We start from the raw sequence: 26,273 nt of genomic DNA, 5'->3' as shown, positions 1-26,273 counted from the left end.
GGAAGTCCGGACGGGGATGGCAAACATCAAAGGAAAGCTCCCCGCCAGCAGTATCTTCCATCAGTTGAGCCGCAAGGCCATTGCCTTCCGGATCAATTCCCGTGCCGCCTCGTCGGTGACGGACTGGCCTGCCAAGGTGTCGAATGCCCGGCCGTAGAGCACGATCTCTCGAGGCTGCGTCACCGTCAACTCGGCAGTGTGCCCCTCGATCTTCACCATGCGGTTGTCGAACATCATGAAGCTTTCGACGACCACGATCGCTTCGGCGGTGAGAGGGATGATCCCTAGCGTCACGCGAGGCATTCCGATTATGGCCAGCAGCCGGTCCAGCTGCCCCCGCATCACTCCGTCATTGCCAACCGTCGTGTACAGCGATTTCTCACTGATGATGAAGTGGAAGCGGCGACCGCGGCGGTAGAGGACCTGCTGCCGCTCCATCCGCTTGGACACGCCGGCATCCAAATCGTCTGGCAGATGGTAGAACTCGATGACCCGTCGTAGCTTCGCCTCGGCATATTCCGCGGTCTGCAGTAGGCCGGGAATGATCTGCGGCTCGTAGTTGCGGATCAAGGTCGCGGCGGATTCGAGCTTCATTACCTGCTGCTGTCCGCGCTTGACGCCACTGCTGAGCAGGCGCCGCCACTCCGTATACGCGGCATCGATGTTGTGGAGGGTTGCGAGCAGATCGGGCAATTGGTCGTTGGCGTCGCAATGCGCGCAGTACGCGCGCATATCGAGGGTCGATGGCGCGGCCTTGCCGTGTTCGATCCGCGACACTTTCGATTCGTGCCAACCTTCGCGTAAGGCCAGCTCTCGGGCGGTGATTCCGGCATCGCGTCGGATTTCCCGAAGTCGTTGCCCGAGGGCTTCGCGTGCCTCCTGTACAGAGTTGGTCACTAGCGGCTGTTCACCGGCGATTGCTCGATGTACTCGGCAAACGGTATTGCCATTGGCAAGAGCTGTTCCTTTATGCTCCGGCAATAGGCGGCCACCGCGGGATCGGTAGTGACTGCCGCGCCCGCCGGTCTGCCGGCAGAGTCGACCAGGTTGAAGGCGACTCGTTCGTCATCGAATAGCCACCAGTCGTCGGCGGGGAGATCCTTCGGATCGACCAGCTGTCTCGGCAGATATCGAATGTCCTCACCTGCGGCTACGTTCTCGCCCGTCACCGACAACAGCCATCGCTGATAATCGCTGTGCGGGACCGTGATCACCCGGACCCGGCTCACCTTCACGCCGCGGCCGGTGATCTCCTCGATCAGGTTCGTCCAGTCACTCTTGTCGTAGTCGCCGGGCGGGTCGCCCTGCAGGAAACGTCGCAGCGGTTCCGACTCGCTCGGAACGGCATAGGCGTCCCGCAACTCCATGTGGAAGGCCGATTCGCGGGACAGCTGGAAGAGTTCGCCCCAGCAATCATTGTGCCGAAATTCCACCGTAGTACGTCCTTTCGGCACGAGGCACCTCGACGGCCGTCTCATTGTCTTCGAGGGACATCTGTTCGAGGGTTGTGTGATCGGTGATCGGTCGTCCGGTCAGGGTGAAGGTACCCCTACCCGTGTCTGTCATGGCAGATCCGATGAACGACTGCGGTTCTGCGAATCCAGGGAGTAGATGTGGGATTTCAATCGTGTCGGGTTGACCTGTCTGCCAGCCCTGTACGACAAAACTGTTCACGTCGGTGGCGTACAGAGTGGGACATCCGGTCTTGTCCGAGCCACCCTTACCGAGGAATCGTAAGCGCATTGCTCTAGCTCCTGTCTGGCTACTTGCGTGTACTTGCACCTCCGAATCCATTGTCCCGTGGATGGTTCAGGTTTGATAGCAGGTAGGCCAAGTCGCGCAAGTAGTTGCAAGTTCGTGGACGGCGAGCAATCTCGATTCGTACCGTCGAGGACAAGGCACTCGGCAGCTCGAGACAGGGGTGAGCGATGCGCATGCGGCCTACAGCGTTGGGCAACCTTCGGATGGATGTGTCAGGAGTGAGCCAACTTTGGGACGAGTGTCAGATCCGAAGGCTTGCGGTTCGTCTGGGTTACGACTTCTCGGGAATGGTTCTCTTCGACTCGAAGTCGGGCCGGCCGCCGCTCGCCAGGCTGAGAGCGCAGGTCACTCGGCTCGGGGCTGAGGCTGTGATTGTCCCTGGCGCTGGACATTTCGAAGGCGGGCGGGTGCCGGAGGCGCTTGTCAAGCAGGTCGACGTGATTACGGTTTTCCCGGAGGAGACGTACGCGCGGTGGCTGGTTCCGCCGATTCAGGTGGGTGGAGTGTGGCGGCTCAGCGGCCGAGGGGAGCCTTTCGGGGGGTCACCTTGCGGTAGGTGATGCGCCAGCCTTCGGGCTGGTGGGTCACCGTGTCGTGGTAGACGACGCTGCCGGCGGTGCCGTCGGCTTGGATGCCGATTCCCTTGGACTGCACCAGGATTTGGTTGTCGGACTCGGTGATGATGATGTTGGTGACATGGTGGGCCACTGGGTTGGCGTCGCCGGCGGTGAGGGCTGCGGCGCGGATGGCTTCGATGCCGTGGAGGGAGCCGTAGCCGAAATCGGAGACGTCGTAGGTGATGTCGGGGGTGAAGAGTTCGGTCATGCGGTCCAGTTCGCCGGCGTCCATGAGGTGGCCGTGCAGGGAGATGAGATCGGTGATTTCGCGGCGGTCTTGTTCTGAGAGGGGCATGGGGCCGGATAGTAGGGGCGGCCGCTCGGGAATGCTCGCGAATAAAATCCCGGACGGTGGAGGCTAGCGCTGGCCGTGGTTCAGGGCCAGGAGGGCGGCGGCCAGCTGGGCGCCGGTGTCCAGGGTGGCGGCGAAGATGTCCTGGGGGACTGGTTTGCCGTTGCACCAGAGGATATTGCAGTTGCCGGAGGCGTAGGGGCCGGTGCCGAGCAGGATTTGGGCCACCTGGGCGGGGTCGGTCCAGAAGGCGAGGTCGTCGAGACTGCCGATCACCGGGCCGAAATTGTCGTTGTAGTGGTAGGGCTCGTCATAAGGCTCGGCGGGGACGTCGGAGACGGATGCGGTGACGCGGCGGAGGAATTCCTTGTTATCGGGATTGGACTCGGCGGCGAGGGAGGTCTGCACATTGTTCGGGTCGATGCCCGCGGGGACGCCCAGGCGGACGATGACCATGTCGCGGCTGGGGATGATGGCGACGAACTGGCCCAGTGCGCCCACGAAGGAGTACAGGTCGCGCGGGGCGCCGGGGAACATGGCGTGATCGAAGACCTTGGCGGTGGGCACGGTGGCGGTCTTGTAGGAGTCACCGGCATTGAGCCAGAACAGGAATCCGTAGCCGCCATTGGCCGCGGTCGGTTGCTGCGCCTGGCGAATGTAGTCGGGGTCGATCAGTTGCCGGTCACCCCAGCGGCCGTTGTCGAGCATGAGCTGGCCGAGCCGCGCGATATCGTCCGCGCGCATAGCCATTCCGCCATTGACCGCCGTATTGCCGCTGCGATCGCGGAGCCAGATCCAATTGGCCCGATCGATGCCCAAGGGGGACATCAGTTCTCGTTGCACGAAGTCCTGGAAGTCCATGCCGGTGGTGATTTCCACGATCTTGGGCAGCAGCACCAGCACCGCCTGGCTGTACTGAAAGGTGGTGCCGGGTGCGAAAGCGAAAGGCGCTTCCAGGTTTTGGAGCACTTCATCGGTGGCGATGCCGGCGATATCGGCAGCCCAGCTGAACCGCAATCCCGTTGTCTGATTGAGGACCTGGCGCACAGTCAGTGCCGCGTGCGCGGGATCGGCCTGCGGAAAGAACTTTCCGAGCGGATCGTCGAGGCTGAAGTACCCCATGGTGATGGCCCGCCCGATGGCCACCGAGGCGACCCCCTTGGAGGCGCTCGCCAGCGGCAGCGGCAGATTGCCGGTGCCGGTGCGATCGCCCACCAGGCAGCCGTGCCGATACACCTGAATTGCGTAGGCGCCCTTGCTGGAGCCGAAGTCGATGGCATCGGACAGCGCGGCGGGATCGATACCCGCCGCCGCCGGATCACTGCGCCCGAAGGCATCCGCACCCGCGGGATCGGCGCAGCTGTTCGCGGCCGGATCGGCCGCGGCGATGGGGGAGACGAGCGTGCATGCGGCAATGGTGAGGGCTGCGCCGACACCGCCCATCCAGCGTCGGCGATTGCTCATAGCGGGTCCTTATCGAAAGACGTTATTCGAGAGGGTGATTCAGTGGAGGGCATTGGCGAGTGCATTGCGTTCGACACTGAAATATGTTGTGTCACTGCGCAGTGCCCAATCCGGGCCGACGAAGAAGTGCTTCGCGGTCTCGTCGCCGAAGGCGATATACCGCAGCCAAGCCACGGCGGTCCCGGCGGATCGATAGTTCTCGATCCCGTCGACCGGCGAGAAATGGCTGACGCCACGGGCATTGGCAATCCACGCCGGCGCGTTGAATGTCACGTTGTACTGCCACCACCGCACCCAGGCGAAGTCCGGCACCACGAAATCGTTGTATCCGGTGAGGTACAGCGTCGGCGCATCGAACAGCGCACCGACCGCCACCGGCCCGGGCTCGATGGCCAGCACGCCCGCCACCCGCAGCGCCGGATCGATGGCCGAGGCCACCGGCGGTAGCAGCGTGGCAATCTGCTGCGCCGCACCTCCTCCCGCGGAGTGACCGGCAAAGATCGTGCGCGACAAGTCGATTCGGCGAAACAGCGGAGAATTCGGATCACGGTCGGCCCCGATGGCCACGGCCAATCCGGCGGCGGGCACATAGGCCAGCGAGTTGAACCACTCGTAGGGCACCGTCACCACGAAGCCGTTGCTCACCCACTGCCGCACCAGCCGGTCGTACATCCCCGGATTGGCGTCGATCCCGCCCGTGAACACGATGAGCGGCGCACTGCCCAGATCGGCGATGTCGGCCGGATAGTAGGTGTTCACGCCGGCGGGCGATTCGAGTCCGTTCGGAAACGCCTGCGTACAGGTCATATCGTCGGTATTGCCGAACAGGTGCACGGCAATGTGCTGAAACATGCCGACCAGGGAGTCCTGGCACGGATTCGTCCGCACCGTTGTCGCCACCGGATGCGTCCCCGTACCGCCGTACAGGCTCTGCGCTGTTGCCGCGGGCGGAGGCGCGGCGTCATCGGCCGCTGCCGTCGCTCCCCATGAGCCGGCGCATACGGTCGCCGCGGCCAGCACTGTCGCCACGGCGCGCCGCGGTGCCAAAACCCTCATCGTCGAGGTCCTTCCGTCCCTGCTCCAGCCGACTGTTGTGAAACCAGCTGGTCTCAGAGAAGATTAACGGAGAGTGGCACCCGACACAATGACCACCGGCTGTGAACCGGCACACCGCTCGGAAAATGGCGGCAGTGGTCAATCGTGGGACGGCGTGTGCCGGATCGCGGCCGGCTTTGCGGGGTCGCGGCGGGATTGTGCTTCCGTTCATCGAATTCCGCACGCTGGAAACGGCGAAAGTGAATGACGGACCAATTTCGCAGTTCAGTGGCGTGGAGCACAGTGAAAGGCTCGAGAACAGTTCGTTAACCAAATGTTAGCGCGTCTGTGTGTTGCGGTGATCGAATTTCGGTGATGTTCTTGGTTCGCGCCCGTTTCAGAGGCGCCATTCTCGGCAGTGTCGCCGCCGCACTTTCCACTCTGTTTGCCAGCCAAGTCGCCATTCTTCGGCGCACAGCTCCAACTGGTGAAGGTTCGAAAGGATTTCAGGCCAAATGAAAGCACCCTTCGTCATTCGTGCCGCTGCCGTATTCACCGGCGCCGCACTGACATTCATCGCGCCTGCCCTGGCTACCGCCGCGCCGGCGGGAGGCGATGTCTCGCCTCCCGCCGACGCGGGCAGCTCGAGCGCCGCACAATCGGTCCTGCCGCAGCTCGGCACGGGCAGTGCCGCCGCAGGTACCGGCAGTTCCACCGCATCCGGCGTGCTCGGAGCCCTGGGCACCGGCAGCGGTGCGGCCGGATCATTCGCGGGACTCTTTCCCGGGCCCGGTTCGGTCCTCGGTCTGCTCGGTACCGGCAGTGGTGCCGCGAGCGGATCCGCACAGGCGGGCGGAACGCTCGCACAGGCACTCGGTTCCGGAAGTGCCGCGGCCGGCGCGGGCTCCTCCGGTCACTAATTGCTTCCCATTCGCCGCAGCGTGATTTAAAGGGCGATATTTACGAAATCTCTACGCCCCGGCCGCTTGGCATGAAATTCGATGAGGGACGTCGATATGGAATACACACACCTGTCCGAATTTGCTTTGCGCCCCGGCGCATTGACCCTTTGGCACCCCGAGCTCGCCCCCGGCCATACCTGGACGCCGGATGAAAGGCCGCTCACCAGCGTGCATGTCCGGCACTGCCAGGAGACCGATGCCGGCGACACCCGGCCCGGCCGTGGCCGCTGGATCGGCACCATCTTCGAAATGGACGCACCGTTCCACGCCGAACAGTGGCGGGAGACCGTGCGACTGTGGCACGCCCGCCACGAGGGCTTGCGCACCACGCTCGAGACCCGCGCCGATCCCGAACCGCAGCGGCTGGTCTGCGCCGTGGCGGCCGTCACCATCGCCGATCTGCCGGTGCCCGGCATCACCGCTCCCGAGGTGATCAGCGAATACCTCTGCGATGCACTGGAATCGCGACTCTCCCCGCTGGTTTGGCCGCACTGCCTGCTCGCCACCGTCGAGCACGCCGAAACCGCCGACTTCACCGTGCTGGTCGCCGCCGACCATTCGGTCATGGACGCGTATTCGCAGGCCATCGTCATTCTGGAGCTGCGCACGCTCTATCGGTCGGTGACGCGCGGCGAACCGGCGCGGGAATCGGTCACCTTCGGCAGTGCCGCGGATTTCGCGGCTCTGGAACGCACTACCGCCGCCGCGCTCACCACCCAGTGCGAGTCCGTCCGGCTGTGGCAGCGGTTCCTGGACGGGTCGGGCGGCATGCTGCCCCGGTTCGAACCCGCCATCGCACCCGGATGCACCACGGACTCTGCGCTGCCGCAGACCAGCATCTCGCGAAAACTGCTGTCGCTCGATGAACTCGAACACATCGAGATGGCGGTCGCGGCGCGCGGACACCGGCTGTCGGTCGCCGTCTTCACCGCACTGGCCATCGCCTACCGCCGCACCTTCGGCTACATCTCCATGCGGGCGATCATGCCGATCGCCACCCGGCCGGATCTGCAATGGCTCGAATCCATGGGCTGGTTCGTGAATGTCGTCCCCCTCGACCTCACACTCGCGCCGGATCTGGATCTCGACAGTGCCCTGGAGACGACCCGCACCGAACTGCGCCGGACCAAGGTCGCCAACGACGCCACCTGGACTCGCGCTCTGGAACTGCTGAACTGCACCGATCATCCGCGGTTCGGCATCTCGTTCCTGGATATCCGCGTCCTGCCCGATTACGAACTCGTCGAATCCCTGCGCGGCCACACCCTACGGGCCGAGTCCTACTCAGGTGACGAGGTCTTCTTCTGGGTGGTTCGCGCCGCCGACGGACTGCGCCTGTCCACCCGCTTCCCCGCGGCCTTCCCCACCGCGGAGATGGATCGTTTCCTCGGTGAATTCACCCGCGCCATCAGAGAGTTCGCGATCCCTGCTGTACCGGATGTCAGCAGGGCGCCCTCCTCTCATGTCGTGAACGGCCGTACGCCGGTGGTGGGCAATGCTCCGGTGCCGCAACTCGTTTCGGCTCCGGCGCAGGGCTGAACCATGAGGGTGCTACTCGCATTCGCCGGCAGCCGGGGTGACGCACAACCGGGCGTACTGCTCGGCCGGGAGTTGGCGAGCCGAGGGCACCGGGTGACGGTGGCGGTATCGCCGAATCTGGTCGAGTTCGCCGCGGCGCACGGGGTTTCGGCCGTGCCGTTCGGTCTCGACAGCGCGGAGCTGCTGCGCGCGCAGCACACAGATCACCGTTTCACCGCGTGGAACCCGCTCGAGCGGGTACGTGCCCTACTGGATCTGCAACGGCGCGGATTCGCCGAGGCCGCACGGGATCTGCTGGAAATCTCCAGTGAGACAGACCTGCTCGTCACCGGCATGGCCTGTGAGGAAGTCGCCGCCGAGGTCGCGAGGCAACGGAGCCTGCCCTCGGCGGCGATGCACTTCTTCCCGATCCTGCCCAATCGTGCCGTCCCGGTGGTGCCTGCCGCATGGGGCCGCCGGGTCCCCGGCGCGCTCAACCTCCTGGGCTGGCAGGCGCTGACCAGAACCCGCGCCTGGGCCCTCGCCCCGGAGATCGCGGCCCTGCGCCGAGCCGCTGAGCTCGTGGTCGGCCAGAGCGCCGCTGCCGGTCCGAAACCAGTGGTGAGCACCGCTATTCAGGCGTACGACATCGAGCTCTTTCCTGAACTCGCCCCTGCGCTCGGCGACGCCCCGGTAACCGGTTTCCCCGTGGTTCCGGGCATCGGCGGCGAGGAGTCCGATCCCAGCTTTGCTCCGGCCGGTGGATCGAGCGGAGCGGATGGTGCCGGCCGCGCAAGAGTGGGCCGCGACCTGGCGGAGTGGCTGCTGACGGGCGAACCGCCGGTGTACGCCGGATTCGGCTCGATGCCCATGACCGATCCGCTCGAGGTGGAGCGGATGGTCCGGGAGGTATGCCGCCGCCAGGGCAGGCGACTGCTGCTGGCGGGCAGCATGTTCCGCGCGGACATCAGCCCCGATGTGGCGGTCGTCGCCCAGCTCGACCACCGGGCGGTGCTGCCGCTGTGCGCGGTGGCGATTCATCACGGAGGCGCCGGAACCACGGCGGCGGCACTGCGCGCCGGTGTGCCCTCGGTGATCTGCTCGGTCCAGGCCGATCAGCCGTTCTGGGGCCGGCAACTCGAGTCGCTGGGCCTCGGCGCCACCCTGCCCTTCGCGCACTTGACCGCGGATCGGCTGGAGCAGCTGCTGATTCGAGCCACCGACCCGACCGTCGTGCTGCGGGCTTCGGCCTACGGTATGCGGTTTCGTGACGACGGCGTGGCCCGGGCCGCGACCGTTGTCGAATCCCTTGCGCCACCGGATCGTCCGGCACCGCTGCCGTCGATTCCGGTGACCACTCTCGAAATCGGAGGTGATCGATGAGCGTCGAGAATGCCATCGAAACCCAGGCGCTGGGCAAGACTTTCGGCTTGCTCACCGCCGTGGACGCGGTGGACCTGCGGGTCGCCGCCGGCTCGGTATTCGCACTGCTCGGCCCCAATGGCGCGGGCAAGACGACCGTGGTGCGCATGCTCGCCACGCTGCTGCGGCCGGACAGCGGCAGTGCGCAGGTGTTCGGGCACGATGTGGTGCGGGAGGCGACGGCCGTGCGCTCCATGATCGGGCTCACCGGCCAGTACGCCGCGGTGGACGAGAACCTCACGGCGCTGGAAAACCTGCGGCTGTTCGGGCAATTGCTCGGATTGACCCGCCGGGCCGCCGCCCGCCGCGCGGACGAACTGCTCGAGGAATTCGAACTGACCGCTGCCGCCCGGCGGCGCGTGGCCACCTTCTCCGGCGGTATGCGCCGCCGGCTGGATCTGGCGGCCACGCTGATCACGCTGCCGCCCTTGATCTTCCTGGACGAGCCGACCACCGGACTCGATCCGCACACCCGCGAACGCATGTGGACGGTGGTGCGCGCACTGGTGGATCGCGGCGCGACCATCCTGCTGACCACCCAGTACCTGGAGGAGGCCGACGCGCTCGCCGACCGCATCGCCGTCATCGATCACGGCACCGTGGTCGCGGAAGGCACTGCGAGCGAACTCAAGTCGTCGCTCGGGGAGGAGATGCTGCGCATCGACCTCGTCGAGGCGGCGCAGCGCCCGCTGGCCGATGCGGCCGTCGAACGCATTACCGGAGTCACTCCGCTGCACGGGGATACACCCGCCACGCTCACGGTTCCGCTGCGCGACATCGACAGTGCCGCCGATGTGCTCACCGCCTGCCGCACCAGCGGTATCCGCCTGCGCGGCTTCGCCGTGGACCGCCCGGATCTGAATTCGGTCTTCCTCGCCCTCACCCAGCATTCGACAGACAGGAGGGCACTCTCATGACCGTCCTCACCGAGGCTCCGGCGCCCGCCGTTCCCGCGCCGCGCATCGAGCGGGTCCCCACCGTGGTGCACATCGGAATCGGTGCGGCTCTGCGGCAATCGCTGACCATGGCCAAGCGCGGCATGCTGACCTTCCGGCACAGCCCGCAATTGCTCTATGACGCAGTGCTGTTGCCGATCATCGGCCCGCTATTGTTCGGCAGTGTCTTCGGCACCGCCATCGCCGGCAGTATGCACGCGTACCTGCCCACGCTGATTCCGGGCGTGCTGGTGCAGATCGTACTGACGTCCTCGGTGGCCACCGGCGTGCAGCTGTCGGAGGACATTCGCTCCGGCGTCTTCGACCGCTTCGTCTCCATGCCGATCGCGCGATCAGCCCCGGTCACCGGCGCTCTGGTCGCGGGCGCGACAAGATACGTGATCGCCGCGCTGATGGTGCTGATCGTCGGATTCGGCATGGGCTACCGGCCGGACCACCCCGGCGGCCTGATCGCGGGCGCGCTGCTGGTGGTGCTCGCGACCACGGCCATGAGCTGGATTTTCGCCTTCATCGGCGTGACCGTGGCCCGCCCGGCCGCGGTCCAGGGCATGTCCATGCTGGTGCTGACCTTCCTCAGCTTCGCCTCCAATGCCCTGGTGCCGGTGCAGGCCATGCCCGTCTGGCTGCGGCACGTCTCCGATTACAACCCCGTCTCGCATCTGGTGGCGGCCGTGCGCACTCTCGCCGATACCGGCCATGCCGGATCCGACCTCGTCTGGTCGGCGCTGGCCGCACTGCTCGTCGCGATCGTCTTCGCCCCCTTGACCGTTCGTACCCTGCGTAATCGCTGAAACGGAGGAACCATCATGGTCGCTCCCACCGCCCCCGCCCGCCCGCGCACCGCCGCGCCCGATGCGGCTGCTCCGGTTCGCATGAACCGCCTCACCGCCGACGACGACCTGTTCCTGAAACTGCACGACCTGTATGGGAACGCACTGGTCAACCAGCTGGCCTGGCGATTCGACCAACCCGTGCATCCCGCTGTGCTGCAACGGTTCCACGCGCATCTGGCACACGGCTTCCTGGCCCGCCGGGTCCGGACGACGGCGGTGCCGTTCGCCCGCCCCTGGTGGGTGCCCGCCGCCGAATCCATCCCACTGGCGCGACAGACCGAGCCGGTCGCCGAAAACGGTGTGCTGGATTGGTTTTTCGCGCAGAGCCAGGTGGATTTCGATCCGCGCACCGGCCGGGTCTGGCGGCTCTCGGCCGCGCCGACCAGTACCGGCGGGATGCTGCTGTCCCTGGTCACCTCCCATGTCGGCGCGGACGGCGGTGCGGTGCTGTACGCGGTCGGCGATGCCATGCACCGCCTCGATATCGGCGCTCCGCTCGATACCGAGACGAGCTCGGGCGGGCTGGTGGGCGGTACGCCTCCGGGCCTGTACCGCAGGCATATCGGCGACGCGCTCGGCCAATTGCGGGCTGCGGCACAGGGAGTGCGCGCGGCGGTGGCCACCCGCGCGGTAAAGGAACCCGCGCGCAATCCGCGCCCCGCCGAACCGGCGCTCCCGCTGCCGGGTCGGCACTCCGCCGCCGATCTGGTTGTCGAAGTCGGCCTGCCCGAATGGCATTCGGTCGCGGTCATGCACGACGGCACCGCGAACGGCCTGATGATCGGCGTCGCCGTCGGAATGCTCGGCCGCTCCGGCCGCATTACCGACGGCTCGACCATCCGCGTCGACATCCCGCACTCCATGCGCGTGCCCGGCGACCCGCGCGGCAATGCCACCACCGGTCTGCCCATCGCCGTGCTCTACCGCGCCGGTGAGCTCACCGATCTCGCCGAGGTGCGTGTGGCCGTGAAACGGGCCGCCCGCGCCTACGCCGATCCGGCGACCACGCCCGCGCTGCAACACCTGCAGCCGGTGCAGATGATGCTGCCGCGATTTGTGCTCGACCGCTTCTCCCGCACCGCCAAGGCCCCCGAATGCCTGTGCACCAACCTCGGCGAAACCGGTCGCGCGGTGGCCACCCTCGGTGATGTGCGCGCCCGCTCGGTGCTCATGCGACCGGTGGTCTGCACCAATGACACCGAGCTGTTCCGCCGCGTGGAGGTCGGTCTCAACCTGTCCTGGTCCAGCGACGGCGACACCGTCACGCTGGCCATCACCGGTGCGGACCCGGACCGCTTCCCGACCAGGGAGTCCCTGCGCGAGTGCGTGGCGGCGGAATTCAGGGCTTGGGGGCTGCACCCGACGTTCTGGTCGTAGCCGCAATCCTGAATATATGTGTGTAGGTACATATCGACTGTTAAGTCTCTTCGGGTAGCATCGCCGGGAACCTCAGTCGAATATGTGCCTACACACATCCCTGCCCAGGAGGAACATCTCGTGCGCACCATCGCGGGCATCAGCGCCGTACTGGCGATCGCCGGCTTCACCCAGGCGGGTACGGCCGCCGCGGCGCCGCAGCCCGCCACACCGCTGGACACTCTCACCGCCTGCGCGGCCCACGTCGATGCGCCGGTGCTGCTGATCCACGGCACCAATGCCTCGGTGGAGAAGAGTCTCGGCCCCGTGCGGCAGGCGCTGCTCGATGACGGCCGCTGCGTCTACGGCCTCGAATACGACTCCCAGCAACCGATTTCGGTGTCGGCCGATTACTTCGCCGCGGCGGTGGATCGCATCACCGAGCTGAACGGCGCGAGTTCCGTCGATGTCGTCGGTAAATCGCAGGGCGCCTTGATCGCCCGGGCGACCAGCCTGGAATTCGCTGCCCGCCCGGTGAATCCGGTCCGCGCGGTGGTCGCCGTCAGCGGCCCGCAATACGGTGTCGGCAAGACCGTGGCCGGGGTCGATATCGCGCCGCTGGTCGCCCCCGTCATACCGCCGAACACCTCGGCGCTGACCGATATGCTCGCCGGTTCCGCGTATCTGACCAGGCTCACCAGCGGTCCGATGGTTGCGCCCGGCGTGCGCTACACCATGATCGCCAGCCGGGACGACGAGCTGGTGACGCCCTACACCTCGGCCTTCATCGATGCGCCCGGTGTCACCAATATCGTGCTCCAGGACGGCTGCCCCGATGATCACGCGGGGCATATCGCCGAGTCCACCGATCCCCGATCCGTCGATCTGGTGCTCAATGCCCTCGATCCGGTGCGGCATCCCGCTCTGCGCTGCACCCCGAACGCGGATCGGAAGTAGCCCATGCGCGAGAACATCAGCCGTCGGGCCTTCACCCTGGGCGCGCTGGGCGGGGCCGCGCTGTACACCGTGGCTCGCAACGCGCCCGCCGGATCGGCAGCGACGCCATACCGGTTGACCTCCGATACCGCTGCGCGCACGGTCGATCGAGACTTCTTCGGCGTCAACGGCGCTCGCATCATTTCAGCCGAGAATGCCCGGCAGTGGCACGATCCCGCCTTCCTGGACGCGCTCGCCGCGGTCGGGCCGGGCCTGGTGCGTGTGCAGGGTGGCACCACCTCGCAGTGGATCGACTGGCGCACCGGACTTTTCCAGCAGCAGGCGGGCCACGATTTTGCGAGCAATGACGGCCGCCCGCCGCTGCTGCTCACCGATTGGGCGGAGATCCTCCGGCGCACCGGCGCCACACCGATTTTCGACCTGAACGTGCTGAACTCCACCATCGACGACCAGCTCGCCATGCTGCGGGAGGCGCAGCGCCTCGGCCTGCCGGTGCGCTATGTCGAACTCGGCAATGAGCTCTGGGTTCCGCTGCCGGAGTATGTCGCGGCCTTCCCGACCGGTGCGGACTACGCCCGGATCATGAACGACTGGATCGTGGCCGTTCGCGGGGAGTTCCCGCAGGCGCGGATCGCGGTGGCGGTGGTCGACGACTCCTCCCCGATCGCTCTTGCCAGTACGCGGTTGAAGTCGTGGAATCAGCTGCTGTATAAGACGATTCGCGGCGCGGACGCCGTGGTGTTCCATCCGTACTGGATCGTCGATCCGGTCGCGGCCGATATCGGCTCCACGGCCGCCGGTGGCGTGGTGGCGTGGACACAACTCACGGAGCGGGCGCTGCCGCAGGTGCCGCCCGGAATGGAGATCTGGTACACCGAGTACAACCAGATGGGCCGCGAAGCCTCACCGCCGCTGGACCGCCTGCCGAAGGTGCAGCAGACCTGGGCGGTGGGTCTGAGCGTGGCCTCGTTCACGCTGCGTGCGCTCGCGGATCCCCGAACCCGCATGGCCGTCCTGCACTGCGCGCTCAATGGCGCACCGGCCGCTGACACCGGCGGCGGCGGAACCACCAATCAGGCTCTGCACGCGCTGATTTCGGATGGCTCGAACGGCTCCGAGCGGTACGGCCGCACCGCGCTGAACTTCGCGCTGACGCCGATCTACCACTGCATGGCGGACGGCACCCAGGTCCGCGCACTGCATCTCGATCCCGGCATCGAGGCGCCGGCCGCCCTGCTCATGCCGGTGTACGCCGGTGCGGCGAAGGCATTCACGGGTGTCGAACTGTCCACGGCAGGACGAACCACCGGCATTCTGATCAATGCCTCGGATCGGTCTCTGCGAATCACGCTGCCGCCCAGCTTGATCGGTGCGCAAGACGTCTTCGTCTATTCGGCGGCCCCGACCGCGGCCCCCGCCTTCGTCCCGGGCGACACCGTATCCGAGTCCCGGGCAACGGCTTCCGCCGACATCGAGCTGCCCCCGTACTCGCTGGCGGTGCTCCGTACGAGGTGAATCGGCCTTCGGGCGTGCGTCAGTCCTCGGGGCGATTCTCGAAATCGGCGAGGGTGACCTGGAGCCAGCCGATATAGGAGGCGGTGGAGGCGCGCCCCTGCTCGTGCGCCGCCCGCAGGACCTCGGCGGCCCAGCCCCCGTCGATCTCGCTGATGGGTGCGAGCGCACCCTTCAGCTCATCGACGCGGGTCGGGGTGCGCACCTGGGCCAGCCGATAGTCGAGCTCGGTGCGCAGCACCTCGATCGCGGTGCCGCGCCCGAGCATTCCGGCGAACATGAACCGCAGCATGAAGTCGGGGTCCATCGGCCGCGGCGCCGGTTCGTACGGGCTCTGCGCCCAGTCCAGGTAGGCCCGCCGACCGGCGTCGGTCAGCCGATACACCTTGGCATCGGGCTTTCCCGCCCGCGCGTCCACCTCGAATTCGACCAGTCCGCGATCGACGAGTTTGCCCAGCGTGCGATACACCTGCGGCAGTGAGACCCGATAGCCGATGAAGCGCCCCGGCCCGTCCATCCACTTGCCCAGGTCGTAGCCCGAGAGCGGGCGCAGGCTCAGCATGCCCAGGATGAGGATGTCCAGCATGAACTCAGCCTATGTGCTCGCGCAGCTATCGCCGTGCTGCCCGCTGCATTGCAGGGGATTATCGAAGCGGCTCCCGCTGTTGACGGCCTGCCAATTTAGATGTAACCATGGGGAACAGTTAGTTGAGTCACTCCTGAGAGGCCCTGACAATGGCGTCAGCACCCGTAAAAGCCGACCCCACGGTCGAACTCGCACAGCAGTATGCCGAGAAGGTGCTGCTGCTGTCGCAGGGCTCGGTCGACAAGCACTTCGATCCTTTCACCGATATCGATTGGGACAGCCCGGATTTCGCGGTGAACCCGCGTGACCGGCGCTGGATTCTGCCCGAAGCCGGGGATATGTTCGCCCGGCATCCCTGGTATCAGGCCCTCTCCGATGCTCGCAAGATCGAGATCGGGCTGTGGCGTCAGGCCAATATCGCCAAGGTGGGCCTGCAATTCGAGACGCTGCTCATCGGCGGCATGGTGCAGCACACCTTCAAGCTGGCCAATGGTGATCCCGAATTCCGCTACTGCACCCACGAGGTCATCGAGGAGTGCAACCACACCCTGATGTTCCAGGAGATGGTGAACCGCATCGGGATCGACGTGCCCGGCATGGGTCCGATCCTCAAGCGACTCACCTACGTGGTGCCGCCGCTGGCGTCGATCTTCCCGAATCTGTTCTTCATGGCCGTGCTGTCGGGTGAGGAGCCGATCGACCACATCCAGAAGTCCATCCTGCGCGCGGGTGAGCAGGTGCACCCGATCATGCGCGGTGTCATGGCGATTCATATCGCCGAGGAGGCGCGGCATATCTCCTTCGCGCACGAATTCCTCGAACACCATGTGCCGCAGACGAATCCGCTGGAGAAGCTGGTGCTCTCGGTGGCCTTCCCGATCGTCATGTGGATCGGCGGCCGGGCGATCATCATTCCGCCGCGCGCGTTCTTCCGGGAGTTCGGCATTCCGGCGCAGGTGCGCAAGGAGGTGTTCTTCGGATCGCCCGACTCCAAGGAGACCTTCGCGGGCTACTTCGGGGATGTGCGGGCGCTGGCCAAGCGCATCGGCCTGATGAACCCGGTGTCCAAGACGGTCTGGAAGGTGCTCGGCATCGGCGGCTCGACCACGCGTTATCGCTCCGAGCCCGCTCGGGCCGGGCATACGCGCGCGGCCTGAGTGCCCGGAAAACGGCCGCCGACCCCGCTGCGGCCGGCGGGCGTTCGAGCAGAGTAGACGTAACTCGCGATAACACGTAAACTCGTGGCACCCGGACGACGGAGCCCGGGGCGAGAACAGACGAAACGGGTACCTCAATGACGCGGCATGTCGACGTACTGATTATCGGCGCTGGCCTGTCCGGAATCGGCATGGCCTGCCATCTGACCAGGGAGAACACGGGTCGCAGCTACCTGATTCTTGAGCGCCGCACCGCGATCGGCGGTACCTGGGATCTGTTCAAGTACCCGGGCATTCGCTCCGACTCCGATATGTACACCTTCGGGTACGGCTTCCGGCCCTGGATCGGCACCAAGGTGCTCGCCGACGGTCCGCATATCCGCCAGTACGTCGAGGACACCGCCGCCGAATACGGCGTCACCGACCACATTCGCTTCGGCCGCAAGATGACCACCGCGAGCTGGAACAGCGAAGCCGGCGTCTGGACCGTCGAGGCGCTCGACGAGGGCACCGGCCAGACCGAGACCTACACCGCCAATTTCCTGGTCGGCTGTACCGGTTACTACGACTACGACAAGGGCTACCGGCCCGAGTTCCCCGGCGAGGAGAAGTTCGCCGGGCAGATCGTGCATCCGCAGCACTGGCCCGAGGATCTCGACTACGCGGGCAAGCGCGTGGTGGTCATCGGCAGCGGCGCGACCGCCATCACGCTGATTCCCGCCATGAGCGACAAGGCCGCGCACGTCACCATGCTGCAGCGTTCGCCCACCTATATCGCCGCGCTGCCCGCCAACGACCCGGTCGCCGTGGGCCTGAAGTTCGCGAAAGTGCCTGCCGCCATTGCCTACAAGGCCGGGCGGGCCCGCAATATCGCACTGCAGCGGGCCAGCTACCAGCTCTCGCGCACCAATCCGGCGGCCTCGCGCAAGCTCATGCTCGCCATGGTGCGCGCGCAGATCGGCTCCGGAATCGATATGCGGCACTTCACCCCGTCCTACAACCCGTGGGATCAGCGGCTGTGCGTGGTGCCCAACGGCGATCTGTTCAAGGTGCTGCGCAGCGGCAAGGCCTCCATTGCCACCGATCACATCGACACCTTCACCGAGACCGGCATTCGCCTGAAATCCGGTGAGGAGCTGCCCGCCGACATCATCGTGAGCGCGACCGGCCTCCAGGTGCAGATGCTGGGCGGCGCCACCCTCGAAGTGGACGGCGAGAGCCTGCGGACGCGAGATCTGGTGGCGTACAAGGGCGCACTGCTCAGCAATGTCCCCAACCTCATGGTCATCCTCGGCTACACCAATGCCTCCTGGACCCTGAAGGCCGACCTGGCCGCCGAGTACTTCTGCCGCCTGCTCAACCATATGAAGGCCCAGGGCTACACCGAGGTGGTGGCGATCCCCGAGGAGGGCGACCGCTCCGAGGCCTCGCTCATGGGCGGCGCGCTGACCTCGGGCTACATCCAGCGCGGCGACGGTGTCATGCCCCGTCAGGGCACCCGCGGCCCATGGCTGGTCATCAACAATTACTTCCGCGATCGCACCATGCTGCGCAAGGGCGCCATCGAGGACGGCGTCCTGCGCTTTCGCCGCGGCGCCCGCAAGGCCGTAGGCGTACCGGCCGAATCCCGTTCCGCCTGAGCGGACTTCGAATACCGCACCAGCCGCCGGTAGGGCCGATCAGGCCCTACCGGCGGCTGTCTGCTGTCGGCAGTGGCACCGGCGCGAGTGGCAGTGACCGGGTCCGGCCGCGGGTGTCTCTGTGGTGACACCGTGGTGCGGCGCCGGGATGCAGACGTTCTGCTGACTGCGCAGCAGGTCGCGCTGTGCCATCCGAATTGCCAGCTGCAGCACGACCTCCCGGAGTGTGACGCCCAGTTCGGCCGCTCGGAAGGCGGCCAGTTCGAATGCCAGCCCCCCGTCGTCGAGTTCCGGATCGCTCAGGATCTCGTCGAGCACCATGCCGCTGACGGCCTGCTCCAGGGTGAGGCTGCGGTCCGGCAGCCAGCTCAGGATCCACTCATCTGCGGAAGCTGTTGACCGGAGCGCAATTTCGGGAGTCACATCACTGGTGATCAACCATGTGGTGAATGCGAGGGCCATGGGTGCGAACACCTCCTCGAGGGGGAGCTGCAGTCACTCGGTTGCGACTGCCGGCGGTGCGGTCGGAGCTCTGTTCGAAAGTGACTGTGCCCCAATGCTAGGCGATGACACGTTTGAGTAGAAGCGAGTTTTCATGCTGGACAGAGATATTTCAAATCGTAATTTGCTTCGAAAGTGTCATAGATATCTGTCAATATCGAGAATGTGCTCACAAATACGCGTGATCGCCTGGATTGGGCGTGGTTCTGTGCGGAATCACGGCACAGATGACTGCCGTTCAGCGTTGAAGTAGGCGCTGCCGGAGTCGCTTTCGATCTTTGCAAGACTGCAAATCGAAAACTCTCGCGACTTGCGTGGCACACATGACACATCGTGCTTAGGATGGGTGCCGCATGGCACGTGTGGGCTCAGCAGCAAGGCAACACGATGGGAGACACCGCATGTCTCGCTCCGCCGCGGACGGCGAGCAGATCGGCAAGCAGGTCCGGCGACTCCGCAAGGAACGCGATCTCACGCAATTGCAGCTCGCCGAACAGGTGGGCTGCTCGCGCAGCCTGGTACAGCAGATCGAAAACGGCACTCGCATACCGCCTCTCGCGCTACGCGAGCGGTTGAGCTCGGTGCTGGGTGAGCGGCTGCCCACCACCGGCAACGAGACCGAGGCCGACGTCGCCAACAGCGATCTCCGCATGCGGTTCAATATTCTGCTCGGCAAGGACCCCGCGGCGGTCGAGCGGGTGCTGGCGATCGCGCAGAGCCTCGTCGACGCCTCCGGCGCGCGGGACGAGGTCGCACCGCTGCGCGATATCGCCGAACGGCAACTCGAACGCGCCGAAGAAGTTTTGACCCAGATACCTTCGGGCAGTGCCACGGTGTGGGAGTGGAACACCATCAATGACTGGCTCACCGTGCTGGGCCGCGCATCCCGGGCGATCTGTGCCATTCACACCGCGGACCTGGGCACCATCGGCGGCGATCTGGGCGACGAATACCACAGCGCCATCCTGCGATTGGCCGCCGGCGGAATCGTGGTGCGCCGGCTCTACGTCCTCGACGAGATCGCCGATGTGGTGGCCTATGAAGATAAAATCTGGCAGCAGGTCAAGGCCGGGGTGGAGACCGTCCTGGTCAACCGGCTGCACGCCAGTAATGCGCAGAGCATGCTCATCGTGGACGAGAGCTATGTGACCACAGGCGAATACGACTACGCCCGGCGCGAGCGCGTCGCGACCCGCTTCTCCGCGCTCAAGCATGATGTGCGGTTCGCGCAGAGCCGGTTCGACAAGCTCTACGCCCTCACCGGCGGCGGTATGGCCCTCGTGGTGAACGAGGTCATGGCGCAGCCGGCGCTGGCGCGGTTCCAGCGACTCGGGGAAGAGGACTGTCGCAACCTGTTCCGCGCGGCGCTGGCGCAGGCGTGGAACGACGGCATGGTCGATTCGGCCGAAAGCGCCCCCCGGTGACCGACACCGCAGCCGTACTGTGCCCGGATCCGGTGCACATGACGAACCGCTCGGATGAGCGCAAGAAGTTCGCACGGGCCTATCTCGGTGCGGAGCCCTGGTTTCCGGGCACCGGCGGCCGGACCTATCGCGGTGTCATCGACGCCTATCACGGTGAGACCGGATTGCAGATGGACGAGGATTCGGTCGCGGCCTTGAACACCGCCTGGCTCGAGGTCATGACCCGCACTCAGCCGGACGAGTATCGGGACGGGGTGCTCTACGACAAGCGACAGCCGCTGATTCTCCGGAAACTGGCGGCGGAGCAGCTTTTTCAGCGTCTGTCGGTATCGGCTCCGGGCGTGCGCGGTGTTCAGGTCGATCCGGGCGAGGTCATCGTATGCCCGTACTCCAGCACCGTCCTGCTGGAGGAGGCGATCGCGACCATCGCGCGCCCCGGTGGTGTGCTGGTGTGCCCGGAGGGCTACTACAAGAGCGCCAGCGTGCACGTCGCCAAGTACGGCCTGCGCATGGTGTCGAGCCCGGCGACCGCGGATGATTCCTTCAAGGTGGACCCGGCCGCGCTCGAACGCTGCTTGGAAGAGCATGCGCGCCAGGGGAATCTGTGTGGCGTCATGCTCACGCTGCCCGGCAATCCGGTGGTCGCGGAGTACACCGTCGAGGAACTGACCGAGATCGGCCGGGTCCTGGTCGCCGCCGAGGTGCCGATCATCTGCGATATGTCCTTCGATCTGCTGGTGGATGGCCATCTGCCGATCGCCGCCCTGTCCGTGCCCACTCCGGACGGCCCGGTGCGACTCTACGACCGGGTGCTCAGCATTACCGGTAATTCCAAGGCCTACAACGCCTTCGGGCCGTGCAAGCTCGGCGCGGCCTGCACCGGGAACACCGTGTGGCTGGACGAGATCCGGGACCGGTTGCGGGTGTCGTTCCAGCGGGAGACCACCCATCTGGCCCGGGCCACCATCGAGCACACCACCGGCGAGCTGCTGGCGCACAACCGCACCCTGCTGCGTGGTCGGGTCGATGCGGCCTGTGCGCTACTGAGCGCGGTCAATGCCCGGTTCGGCGCCGAACTGCTACGGCCGCTGGGCAGTCGGCAGGGCATGTTCCTCACCGTCGAATTCGAGCCGGGCCTGATGGCTGCCGCGGGGGTGCACACCAGTTCGGAGCTGGAGGACCTGCTGCTCACCGTGGCCGGAATCGACTGCGTCGCTTTGGATCGCACCGGTTCCCGGCGGCTGGGAGTGCGGCTCAATGCGGCGGCGCCGCGCTACGGGGCCGGTCAAGAGGAGGACGCTCCCCAGCTGCTGGCCGAGCTCTTCGACCGGATGGAATACCTGCTCGGACGGCTGCGCGCCGGCATGTCCTACGGAGATGCGCTGCTGGAGCGCCGAATTCCCGCCATCCCCGTCGCATCATGATCGTCGGAGTGCCACGGGAGACGGCCGCGCACGAACTGCGCGTCGCACTCACACCCGACGATGTGGCGGAATTGTCGCGCCGGGAAGTGCACGTGCTGGTGGAACAGGGCGCGGGCTGGGCGGCCGACTTCACCGATGCGGCCTATCGTGATGCCGGAGCCTCGATTGTGCCGGGGCCGGAACAGGTTTTCGCGGCCGACATCATTGCGTGGGTGAAACCCCCTGTGTACAACCTGGATTCGATGCCCCTGCGCCGGGGTCAGTCGCTGATGGGCTTCCAGGATCCGATTCATCGGCAGGCGCGGATCGCCGCGCTGGATGATCGCGGCGTGAGATCGATTGCGTTCGAGCACATTCCGTCCGGTTCTGGGTCGGCGCAGCTCGATCCGCTGTCGGCCATGAGTCGAATCGCCGGTGACGTCGCCTATCGCACGGGCCGAGCGCTCTTGCCCGAGCGGGTGCGGCAGCGCCGAGTCAGGGCCTTGATCGTCGGTTGCGGCCGAGCCGGGCTCGCGGCGATCGCCGCGGCGGTAGCCCAGGGCGACCTGCCGCCGACCGCGATCGGCAGCCGGGCCGACCAGGAGAACACGGTGCTCGAATCCGGTGCGGGCACCTTCCTGCTGCGGCCCGATCCGGCCGCGATCGCCGCGTGCATCTCCGGAGCCGATCCGGAGCTGATCATCTGCGCCGCCGGGCATCGCGGCAATTCCGCGCCCCTCCTGATCGATCAGGCCGCCCTCGATGCGCTGACCGCGGGTGCGGTCGTTGTCGACCTCACCGCCAAGGCCGGTGGCAATTGCATTGCGACCGAGGCGAATACCACGGTGCGGCTGGGCAGAAACGTGCAAGTCATGCACCGTTCCAACTTCCCGGCCGAACGCCCGCACACCGCCAGTCGCGCGTACGGCGCTGCCACCGCGGCCGCCATCCTGGGTTTGACGACCCACTCCGGATAGTCCGATTGCGCCACCGATGGTCTCAGGCCGGTTGGAAGCCCGCGCCCACACCGTTGTTCGTGTCGACGGCGGCGCGGATGGCATCCCATGACACCGCGATAACGGGGGAGTGCACGGGATTCGCGGACGAGGTACAGCTCAGGCGGAGCGCTCGGGTATCGCTGATGAGGACACTGGAGACCAGGCCCACCAGGCGATCGTCCACGGTCAGCGGGCCGCCGGAGTCACCGTAGCTGGAGCAGGCCTGATCGATGAATCCTCCTGGGCCGGAGGACCATACGACTCCGCACGCCCGGCCGCTGGTGCGGCCGTTCTGGCACACCACATCCCAGGCGGAAGGAACGCCGCCCACTCCCGCGATGGTGGTGCCACCGACGGTGCTCATCGGTGCGACAGCATTGGGGTCGAATTCGATTACGGCGTAATCGAGTTGCGGATCGGAGCTGGCGACCCGGCCGACCACGCCCGCATCGGGGAACTGTTCTCCCGACACCGCGGTACCGGCATCACCGCAGTGTCCGGCGGTGAACCCGACCAGCCGCCCGGCCCCGTCGTACCCGATCGTGGTCAAACTGCACTTGGTGGACCGGCCCAGTACGATTCCGGACCCGCCGCCCAGTGCTGCCTGCGTATCGCCGGGATCGGCCTGTGCTTCGGCCGCCGGGACCGCGGACAGCCCCATCGTGGCGACCACCGCGGCAGGCACTACCCACCTGCGAAACTCGAGCATCTGGAACCATCCGTCCGTCTCGACATACCCTGCCTTCGGAGTAGTAGCCCCCAGTTTGCCATTCAAACAGCGAACGATGCTGTTCCGCCGGTCACCCTGCGGTCAGCGGAGCCAGAGCGCCCGCTGAGCTGCGAACGGGTCGGTGTGAACGCGGGGCGAATCCGACCAGATCATGGTTTCGCGCTTGTCGAGGGTATAGCGCGGCCAGCCGACGCCGGGATCGGAGTTGGTGGCGAAGGAAACCCAGCTCTTGTGCACGGCATCGGCGAGGGCCTGGGGCGGATTGTCGCCGGCCACGGCGGTGACGCCCTGGGCGCGCAGGCAGTCGAAGGCGAAGGGCACATCCAGGCAGTGGAAGGACATGCCCTTGTACTCCGGAGCCGTTGATTCCCAGGTGAATTCGTAGAGCCAGGTGGGCTGGTTGCGGGTGGCGCGGTCCTCGGCGACACGGTAGGCGGGTGCACGCAGCATCAGATCGCTCTGCGCCTGGCCGAGGAGCTGGGGTGCGGCGTCACCGGGGTAGGCGGTGCGGAAACCGTCGATATCGGTGGCGGGCAGGCCCATGGCGGCGAAGGCGGCGGGCAGAGCGGCATCGGTGATCGGCTGATCGCGGGTCATACCGTTGAACTCGTCGCGGGTGAAGCCGAGCAGCAGCGGAACATTGGTTGCGCCACCGGATTTCAGCAGCTCCGTCGAGGACAGCGGGATGAGGGCGCCGTCCACGAAAGGCGCCAGGCCGAGCGCGGGCACGGTCTCACTGCCGGGGCCGACAGCGCGCAGTTTGTCCTCGAGATCCTGGATCTGACTGCCGGTGAGATCGTGCAGCGCGGCGGCGGTCGCCGGGAGGCCGGTCCGCTTGGTGAACAGGTCCGCCACGGCCAATCCGTCCGCCCGGGCATTGGGCTGCGAGAGTGCGCCCGATTCCGAAATGCCCGCGTGGAAAAGGCCTTTCGCGGAGGGTGCGGCCATGAGCGCCCACACCGCGCCGCCGCCGGCGGACTGACCCGCGACGGTTACCCGGCCCGGATCGCCACCGAAGGCCGCGATATTGTCCCGCACCCAGGTCAGCGCCGCGATCCAGTCGAGGACCGCGCGATTATCGGGTGCGCCCTCCAGATGCAGGAAGCCCTCGATGCCGAGCCGGTATCCGACGGACACCACGACCACGCCGTCGCGATTGAAGGCCGCGCCGTCGTACCAGGGGCTGGCCGCACTGCCGGCGACGAAGCCGCCACCGTGAATCCACACCAGCACAGGCAGTGTGGCGTCCTTGCCGGGGCTCGGGGTGAAGACATTGAGGTTGAGCACACCGTCACCCGGAATGGAGGGCTCGGGGATGGCGGTCACCTCGGTGAGGGATTTGCGCTGTGCGGTGGGTCCGTACTTGGTGCAATCGAGGACCTCGCGCCACGGGGTGGGCGGTACCGGGGCGGCGAATCGCAGATCGCCCACGGGCGGCTGGGCGTACGGGATGCCGAGGTACGCGGTGCCGGTATCGCGGTGCACGCCGCTGACCGGGCCGTAGGTGGTGGTAACGGTGCCGGAGTCGCCCTTGCTGCCGGATTTCGTGGTCGAACACGCGGTGGCCAGGGCCAGGACGCCCGCCCCCAGCAGTAGTGAACGACGTCCGAGCTGCGGTGTGAGCATGGCAAACCTCTGGTCCCGAATATAAGTCAACGGTTGAAATAAATCATGGCCAGCATAATGTCGACTCGTGGACCACGCACACACGGGCAGCCCGAAGGCCGCCACCGCTGTCCCGCCGAGCGACTCCGCCGCTGTCCCGCCGAGCGACTCCGCCGCAGTTCGCCGCCGCAATCTGGGGCTGGTGCTGCGGCACATCGCCGCGCACGGTCCCTGCGCGCGCACCGAGGTCGCGACGGCCACCGGACTCGCGCACGGCTCCGTCACGACACTGGTCGGTGATCTGGTGGAGCGCGGCCTGGTGTGTGAGGACAACGCCCTCCGCAGCGGCGGCCGCGGACGCCCCGGACGCCCACTACGGCTCGCGCCCCGGCGCGCGCTGTCGGTGGCGGTGCAGATCAGCTCCGAGCAGCTGCGCGTGGTTGTCGCGGACCTCGCGGGTGCGGTCATCTGGCGTGAGGCTGCGCCGCACAACTGCGCACCGGGCACGCCCGAGGCGATGGCGGACGTGGTGGCTGCGACGGTACGTCGCGTCCAACGCGCGGCGGTCACATCGAATGCCGAAGTGGCAGCTGAGAAGCGCGGAGGGGAGTGCGAGTCCATCGCGTCGGCCGAGGCTGTCCCGGATGCGCCCGGCGTTCCTGACGCTGCGTACGGAACGGCTGACGGGATCGCTGCGGCGGCCGAGTCTGTGCTTGTGCGTGTGGTGATCGCCATGGCGGGTCCGGTGCGGGATGATGCTGCGCAGACCGTGGTCATGGCCCCGGATTTCGGCTGGCTGCAACCGGTTCGGCTGGGCGAGCTGGTGGCCGCGCGGCTGCCGGACTTGGATTGTCCGGTGGATGTGATCAATGACGGCAATGCGGCGGCGTTCGCGGAATATCACGCCCGGCCGCGGCAGCGCGGGCTGGTGCTCATCGAGGCGGGTACGGGGATCGGCGGCGGTGTGGTGCTGGACGGCCGCATTCAGATCGGCAGCCACGGCATCGCCGGCGAACCCGGGCATATGCCGGTCGCGCTGGACGGTCCGCAGTGCGTCTGCGGTGCGCACGGCTGCCTGGTGCTCTATGCCGGGCCGGAGGCGGTCCTCACCGCCGCGGGCCTGGGTGACCTGCTGATTCGTGAGGGCTTGCACGCCACCTCGACTCGATTGGTCGAGGCGCTGGGCGCCGCCGACGCACCGGCCGTAGCGGCCGTCCGCACCGCCGGGCAGGCGCTGGGTGCGGTGATTCTGTCGGTCACCGCCCTGCTCGATGTCGACGAGATCGTGCTGGGCGGCCTGCTCGCACACTGGTTTCCCTGGCTGGCCCCGAGCATCGAGCAGCAGCTCGCCGGTCGCCGCGCCCTCGCTCCCGGGCTGCGTTCGACCATTGCCCCGGCAGTGCTGGGGGAGGATGCCATGCTGCTCGGTGCGATCGAATTCGCCAGGCGCACTGTGCTTTCCGATCCCGCGTCGGTGCCGCTGCTCCCATTGCCCACTCGGGCCTGATGTCCCGCCCGGTAACCCCGAATTTCCGTCGCGGGAA

The 26,273-nt window shown here is 66.6% G+C and carries 23 protein-coding genes; 14 read left to right on the top strand and 9 right to left on the bottom strand.

Annotated features, from left to right (window positions below; all coding sequences use genetic code 11):
* Positions 1–60 precede the first annotated feature (60 nt).
* The 5 genes from OG716_RS25040 to OG716_RS25020 form a co-directional block, all read right to left on the bottom strand.
* The gene (locus tag OG716_RS25040; RefSeq protein WP_405139887.1) at positions 61–897 is read right to left on the bottom strand and encodes a helix-turn-helix domain-containing protein; all 837 of its coding nucleotides are present in this window, start codon (positions 895–897) and stop codon (positions 61–63) included.
* A complete protein-coding gene (locus OG716_RS25035; protein WP_405133189.1) occupies positions 897–1,478 on the bottom strand; it encodes a DUF6879 family protein in 582 nt (193 codons plus the stop codon). The genes OG716_RS25040 and OG716_RS25035 overlap by 1 nt, the downstream gene beginning before the upstream one ends.
* A 796-nt stretch (positions 1,479–2,274) precedes the next feature.
* Positions 2,275–2,673, bottom strand: a complete 399-nt coding sequence (locus OG716_RS25030; protein WP_405133188.1) for a nuclear transport factor 2 family protein — start codon at positions 2,671–2,673, stop codon at positions 2,275–2,277.
* 63 nt (positions 2,674–2,736) lie between these two features.
* Entirely contained in the window at positions 2,737–4,134 is a 1,398-nt protein-coding gene (locus tag OG716_RS25025) for a serine hydrolase domain-containing protein (RefSeq protein ID WP_405133187.1), read from the bottom strand.
* A gap of 39 nt (positions 4,135–4,173) precedes the next feature.
* Positions 4,174–5,190 (bottom strand): alpha/beta hydrolase, encoded by a 1,017-nt coding sequence (locus tag OG716_RS25020; protein WP_405133186.1) that lies wholly within the window; start codon positions 5,188–5,190, stop codon positions 4,174–4,176.
* Positions 5,191–5,684: 494 nt separating this feature from the next.
* Here OG716_RS25020 and OG716_RS25015 point away from each other — a divergent pair, with 494 nt between their 5' ends.
* The 8 genes from OG716_RS25015 to OG716_RS24980 all read left to right on the top strand — a co-directional run bounded on the left by OG716_RS25015 (position 5,685) and on the right by OG716_RS24980 (position 14,688).
* Positions 5,685–6,089: a hypothetical protein gene (locus OG716_RS25015; protein ID WP_355122755.1), complete on the top strand. Its 405-nt coding sequence runs from the start codon at positions 5,685–5,687 to the stop codon at positions 6,087–6,089.
* Between the two features lie 96 nt (positions 6,090–6,185).
* On the top strand, positions 6,186–7,670 hold the full coding sequence (locus OG716_RS25010) for a condensation domain-containing protein (protein ID WP_405133185.1): 1,485 nt from the start codon (positions 6,186–6,188) through the stop codon (positions 7,668–7,670).
* Positions 7,671–7,673: 3 nt separating this feature from the next.
* Complete coding sequence (locus OG716_RS25005) at positions 7,674–9,032, top strand: glycosyltransferase (protein ID WP_405133184.1); 1,359 nt, start codon at positions 7,674–7,676, stop codon at positions 9,030–9,032.
* Positions 9,029–9,988, top strand: a complete 960-nt coding sequence (locus tag OG716_RS25000) for an ATP-binding cassette domain-containing protein (RefSeq protein WP_405133183.1) — start codon at positions 9,029–9,031, stop codon at positions 9,986–9,988. Before OG716_RS25005 ends, OG716_RS25000 begins: the two co-directional genes overlap by 4 nt.
* Positions 9,985–10,818, top strand: coding sequence for an ABC transporter permease (locus OG716_RS24995; RefSeq protein ID WP_405133182.1), 834 nt, complete (start codon positions 9,985–9,987; stop codon positions 10,816–10,818). Before OG716_RS25000 ends, OG716_RS24995 begins: the two co-directional genes overlap by 4 nt.
* Before the next feature lie 15 nt (positions 10,819–10,833).
* Entirely contained in the window at positions 10,834–12,237 is a 1,404-nt protein-coding gene (locus OG716_RS24990; RefSeq protein WP_405133181.1) for a hypothetical protein, read from the top strand.
* Between the two features lie 120 nt (positions 12,238–12,357).
* Positions 12,358–13,173, top strand: coding sequence for an esterase/lipase family protein (locus OG716_RS24985; RefSeq protein ID WP_405133180.1), 816 nt, complete (start codon positions 12,358–12,360; stop codon positions 13,171–13,173).
* A 3-nt stretch (positions 13,174–13,176) separates the two neighbouring features.
* The gene (locus OG716_RS24980; protein WP_405133179.1) at positions 13,177–14,688 is read left to right on the top strand and encodes a hypothetical protein; all 1,512 of its coding nucleotides are present in this window, start codon (positions 13,177–13,179) and stop codon (positions 14,686–14,688) included.
* Positions 14,689–14,707: 19 nt separating this feature from the next.
* On the opposite strand, the gene OG716_RS24975 is transcribed toward OG716_RS24980, so the two are convergent.
* Positions 14,708–15,271 carry a PadR family transcriptional regulator gene (locus OG716_RS24975; protein ID WP_405133178.1) on the bottom strand — a complete coding sequence of 188 codons (564 nt, stop codon included), beginning with the start codon at positions 15,269–15,271 and terminating at the stop codon, positions 14,708–14,710.
* 149 nt (positions 15,272–15,420) lie between these two features.
* Here OG716_RS24975 and OG716_RS24970 point away from each other — a divergent pair, with 149 nt between their 5' ends.
* Positions 15,421–16,428 carry a diiron oxygenase gene (locus OG716_RS24970; protein ID WP_405133177.1) on the top strand — a complete coding sequence of 336 codons (1,008 nt, stop codon included), beginning with the start codon at positions 15,421–15,423 and terminating at the stop codon, positions 16,426–16,428.
* A gap of 137 nt (positions 16,429–16,565) precedes the next feature.
* Positions 16,566–18,068 (top strand): flavin-containing monooxygenase, encoded by a 1,503-nt coding sequence (locus tag OG716_RS24965; protein WP_405133176.1) that lies wholly within the window; start codon positions 16,566–16,568, stop codon positions 18,066–18,068.
* 39 nt (positions 18,069–18,107) lie between these two features.
* Here OG716_RS24965 and OG716_RS24960 read toward each other — a convergent pair whose 3' ends face one another.
* Complete coding sequence (locus OG716_RS24960) at positions 18,108–18,530, bottom strand: hypothetical protein (RefSeq protein ID WP_405133175.1); 423 nt, start codon at positions 18,528–18,530, stop codon at positions 18,108–18,110.
* 440 nt (positions 18,531–18,970) lie between these two features.
* Here OG716_RS24960 and OG716_RS24955 point away from each other — a divergent pair, with 440 nt between their 5' ends.
* Genes OG716_RS24955 through OG716_RS24945 form a run of 3 tightly spaced genes read left to right on the top strand, consistent with a single transcriptional unit; the run spans position 18,971 to position 22,373 of the window.
* A complete protein-coding gene (locus OG716_RS24955; protein WP_405133174.1) occupies positions 18,971–19,993 on the top strand; it encodes a helix-turn-helix transcriptional regulator in 1,023 nt (340 codons plus the stop codon).
* Positions 19,990–21,417, top strand: coding sequence for a pyridoxal phosphate-dependent aminotransferase (locus OG716_RS24950; protein WP_405133173.1), 1,428 nt, complete (start codon positions 19,990–19,992; stop codon positions 21,415–21,417). Before OG716_RS24955 ends, OG716_RS24950 begins: the two co-directional genes overlap by 4 nt.
* A gap of 8 nt (positions 21,418–21,425) precedes the next feature.
* Positions 21,426–22,373, top strand: a complete 948-nt coding sequence (locus tag OG716_RS24945) for a hypothetical protein (protein ID WP_405133172.1) — start codon at positions 21,426–21,428, stop codon at positions 22,371–22,373.
* 22 nt (positions 22,374–22,395) lie between these two features.
* On the opposite strand, the gene OG716_RS24940 is transcribed toward OG716_RS24945, so the two are convergent.
* Together OG716_RS24940 and OG716_RS24935 are read right to left on the bottom strand one after the other, a co-directional pair.
* On the bottom strand, positions 22,396–23,079 hold the full coding sequence (locus OG716_RS24940; RefSeq protein WP_405133171.1) for a hypothetical protein: 684 nt from the start codon (positions 23,077–23,079) through the stop codon (positions 22,396–22,398).
* Between the two features lie 126 nt (positions 23,080–23,205).
* Positions 23,206–24,750 carry a carboxylesterase/lipase family protein gene (locus tag OG716_RS24935; protein WP_405133170.1) on the bottom strand — a complete coding sequence of 515 codons (1,545 nt, stop codon included), beginning with the start codon at positions 24,748–24,750 and terminating at the stop codon, positions 23,206–23,208.
* 67 nt (positions 24,751–24,817) lie between these two features.
* Here OG716_RS24935 and OG716_RS24930 point away from each other — a divergent pair, with 67 nt between their 5' ends.
* Positions 24,818–26,236 carry an ROK family protein gene (locus tag OG716_RS24930; protein WP_405133169.1) on the top strand — a complete coding sequence of 473 codons (1,419 nt, stop codon included), beginning with the start codon at positions 24,818–24,820 and terminating at the stop codon, positions 26,234–26,236.
* The last annotated feature ends 37 nt before the right edge of the window (positions 26,237–26,273 follow it).

Source organism: Nocardia sp. NBC_01388 (assembly GCF_045040085.1).
Lineage (GTDB): Bacteria > Actinomycetota > Actinomycetes > Mycobacteriales > Mycobacteriaceae > Nocardia.
The sequence above is the reverse complement of the archived record's forward strand: the minus strand, read 5'-3'. Positions and strand labels throughout refer to the sequence as shown.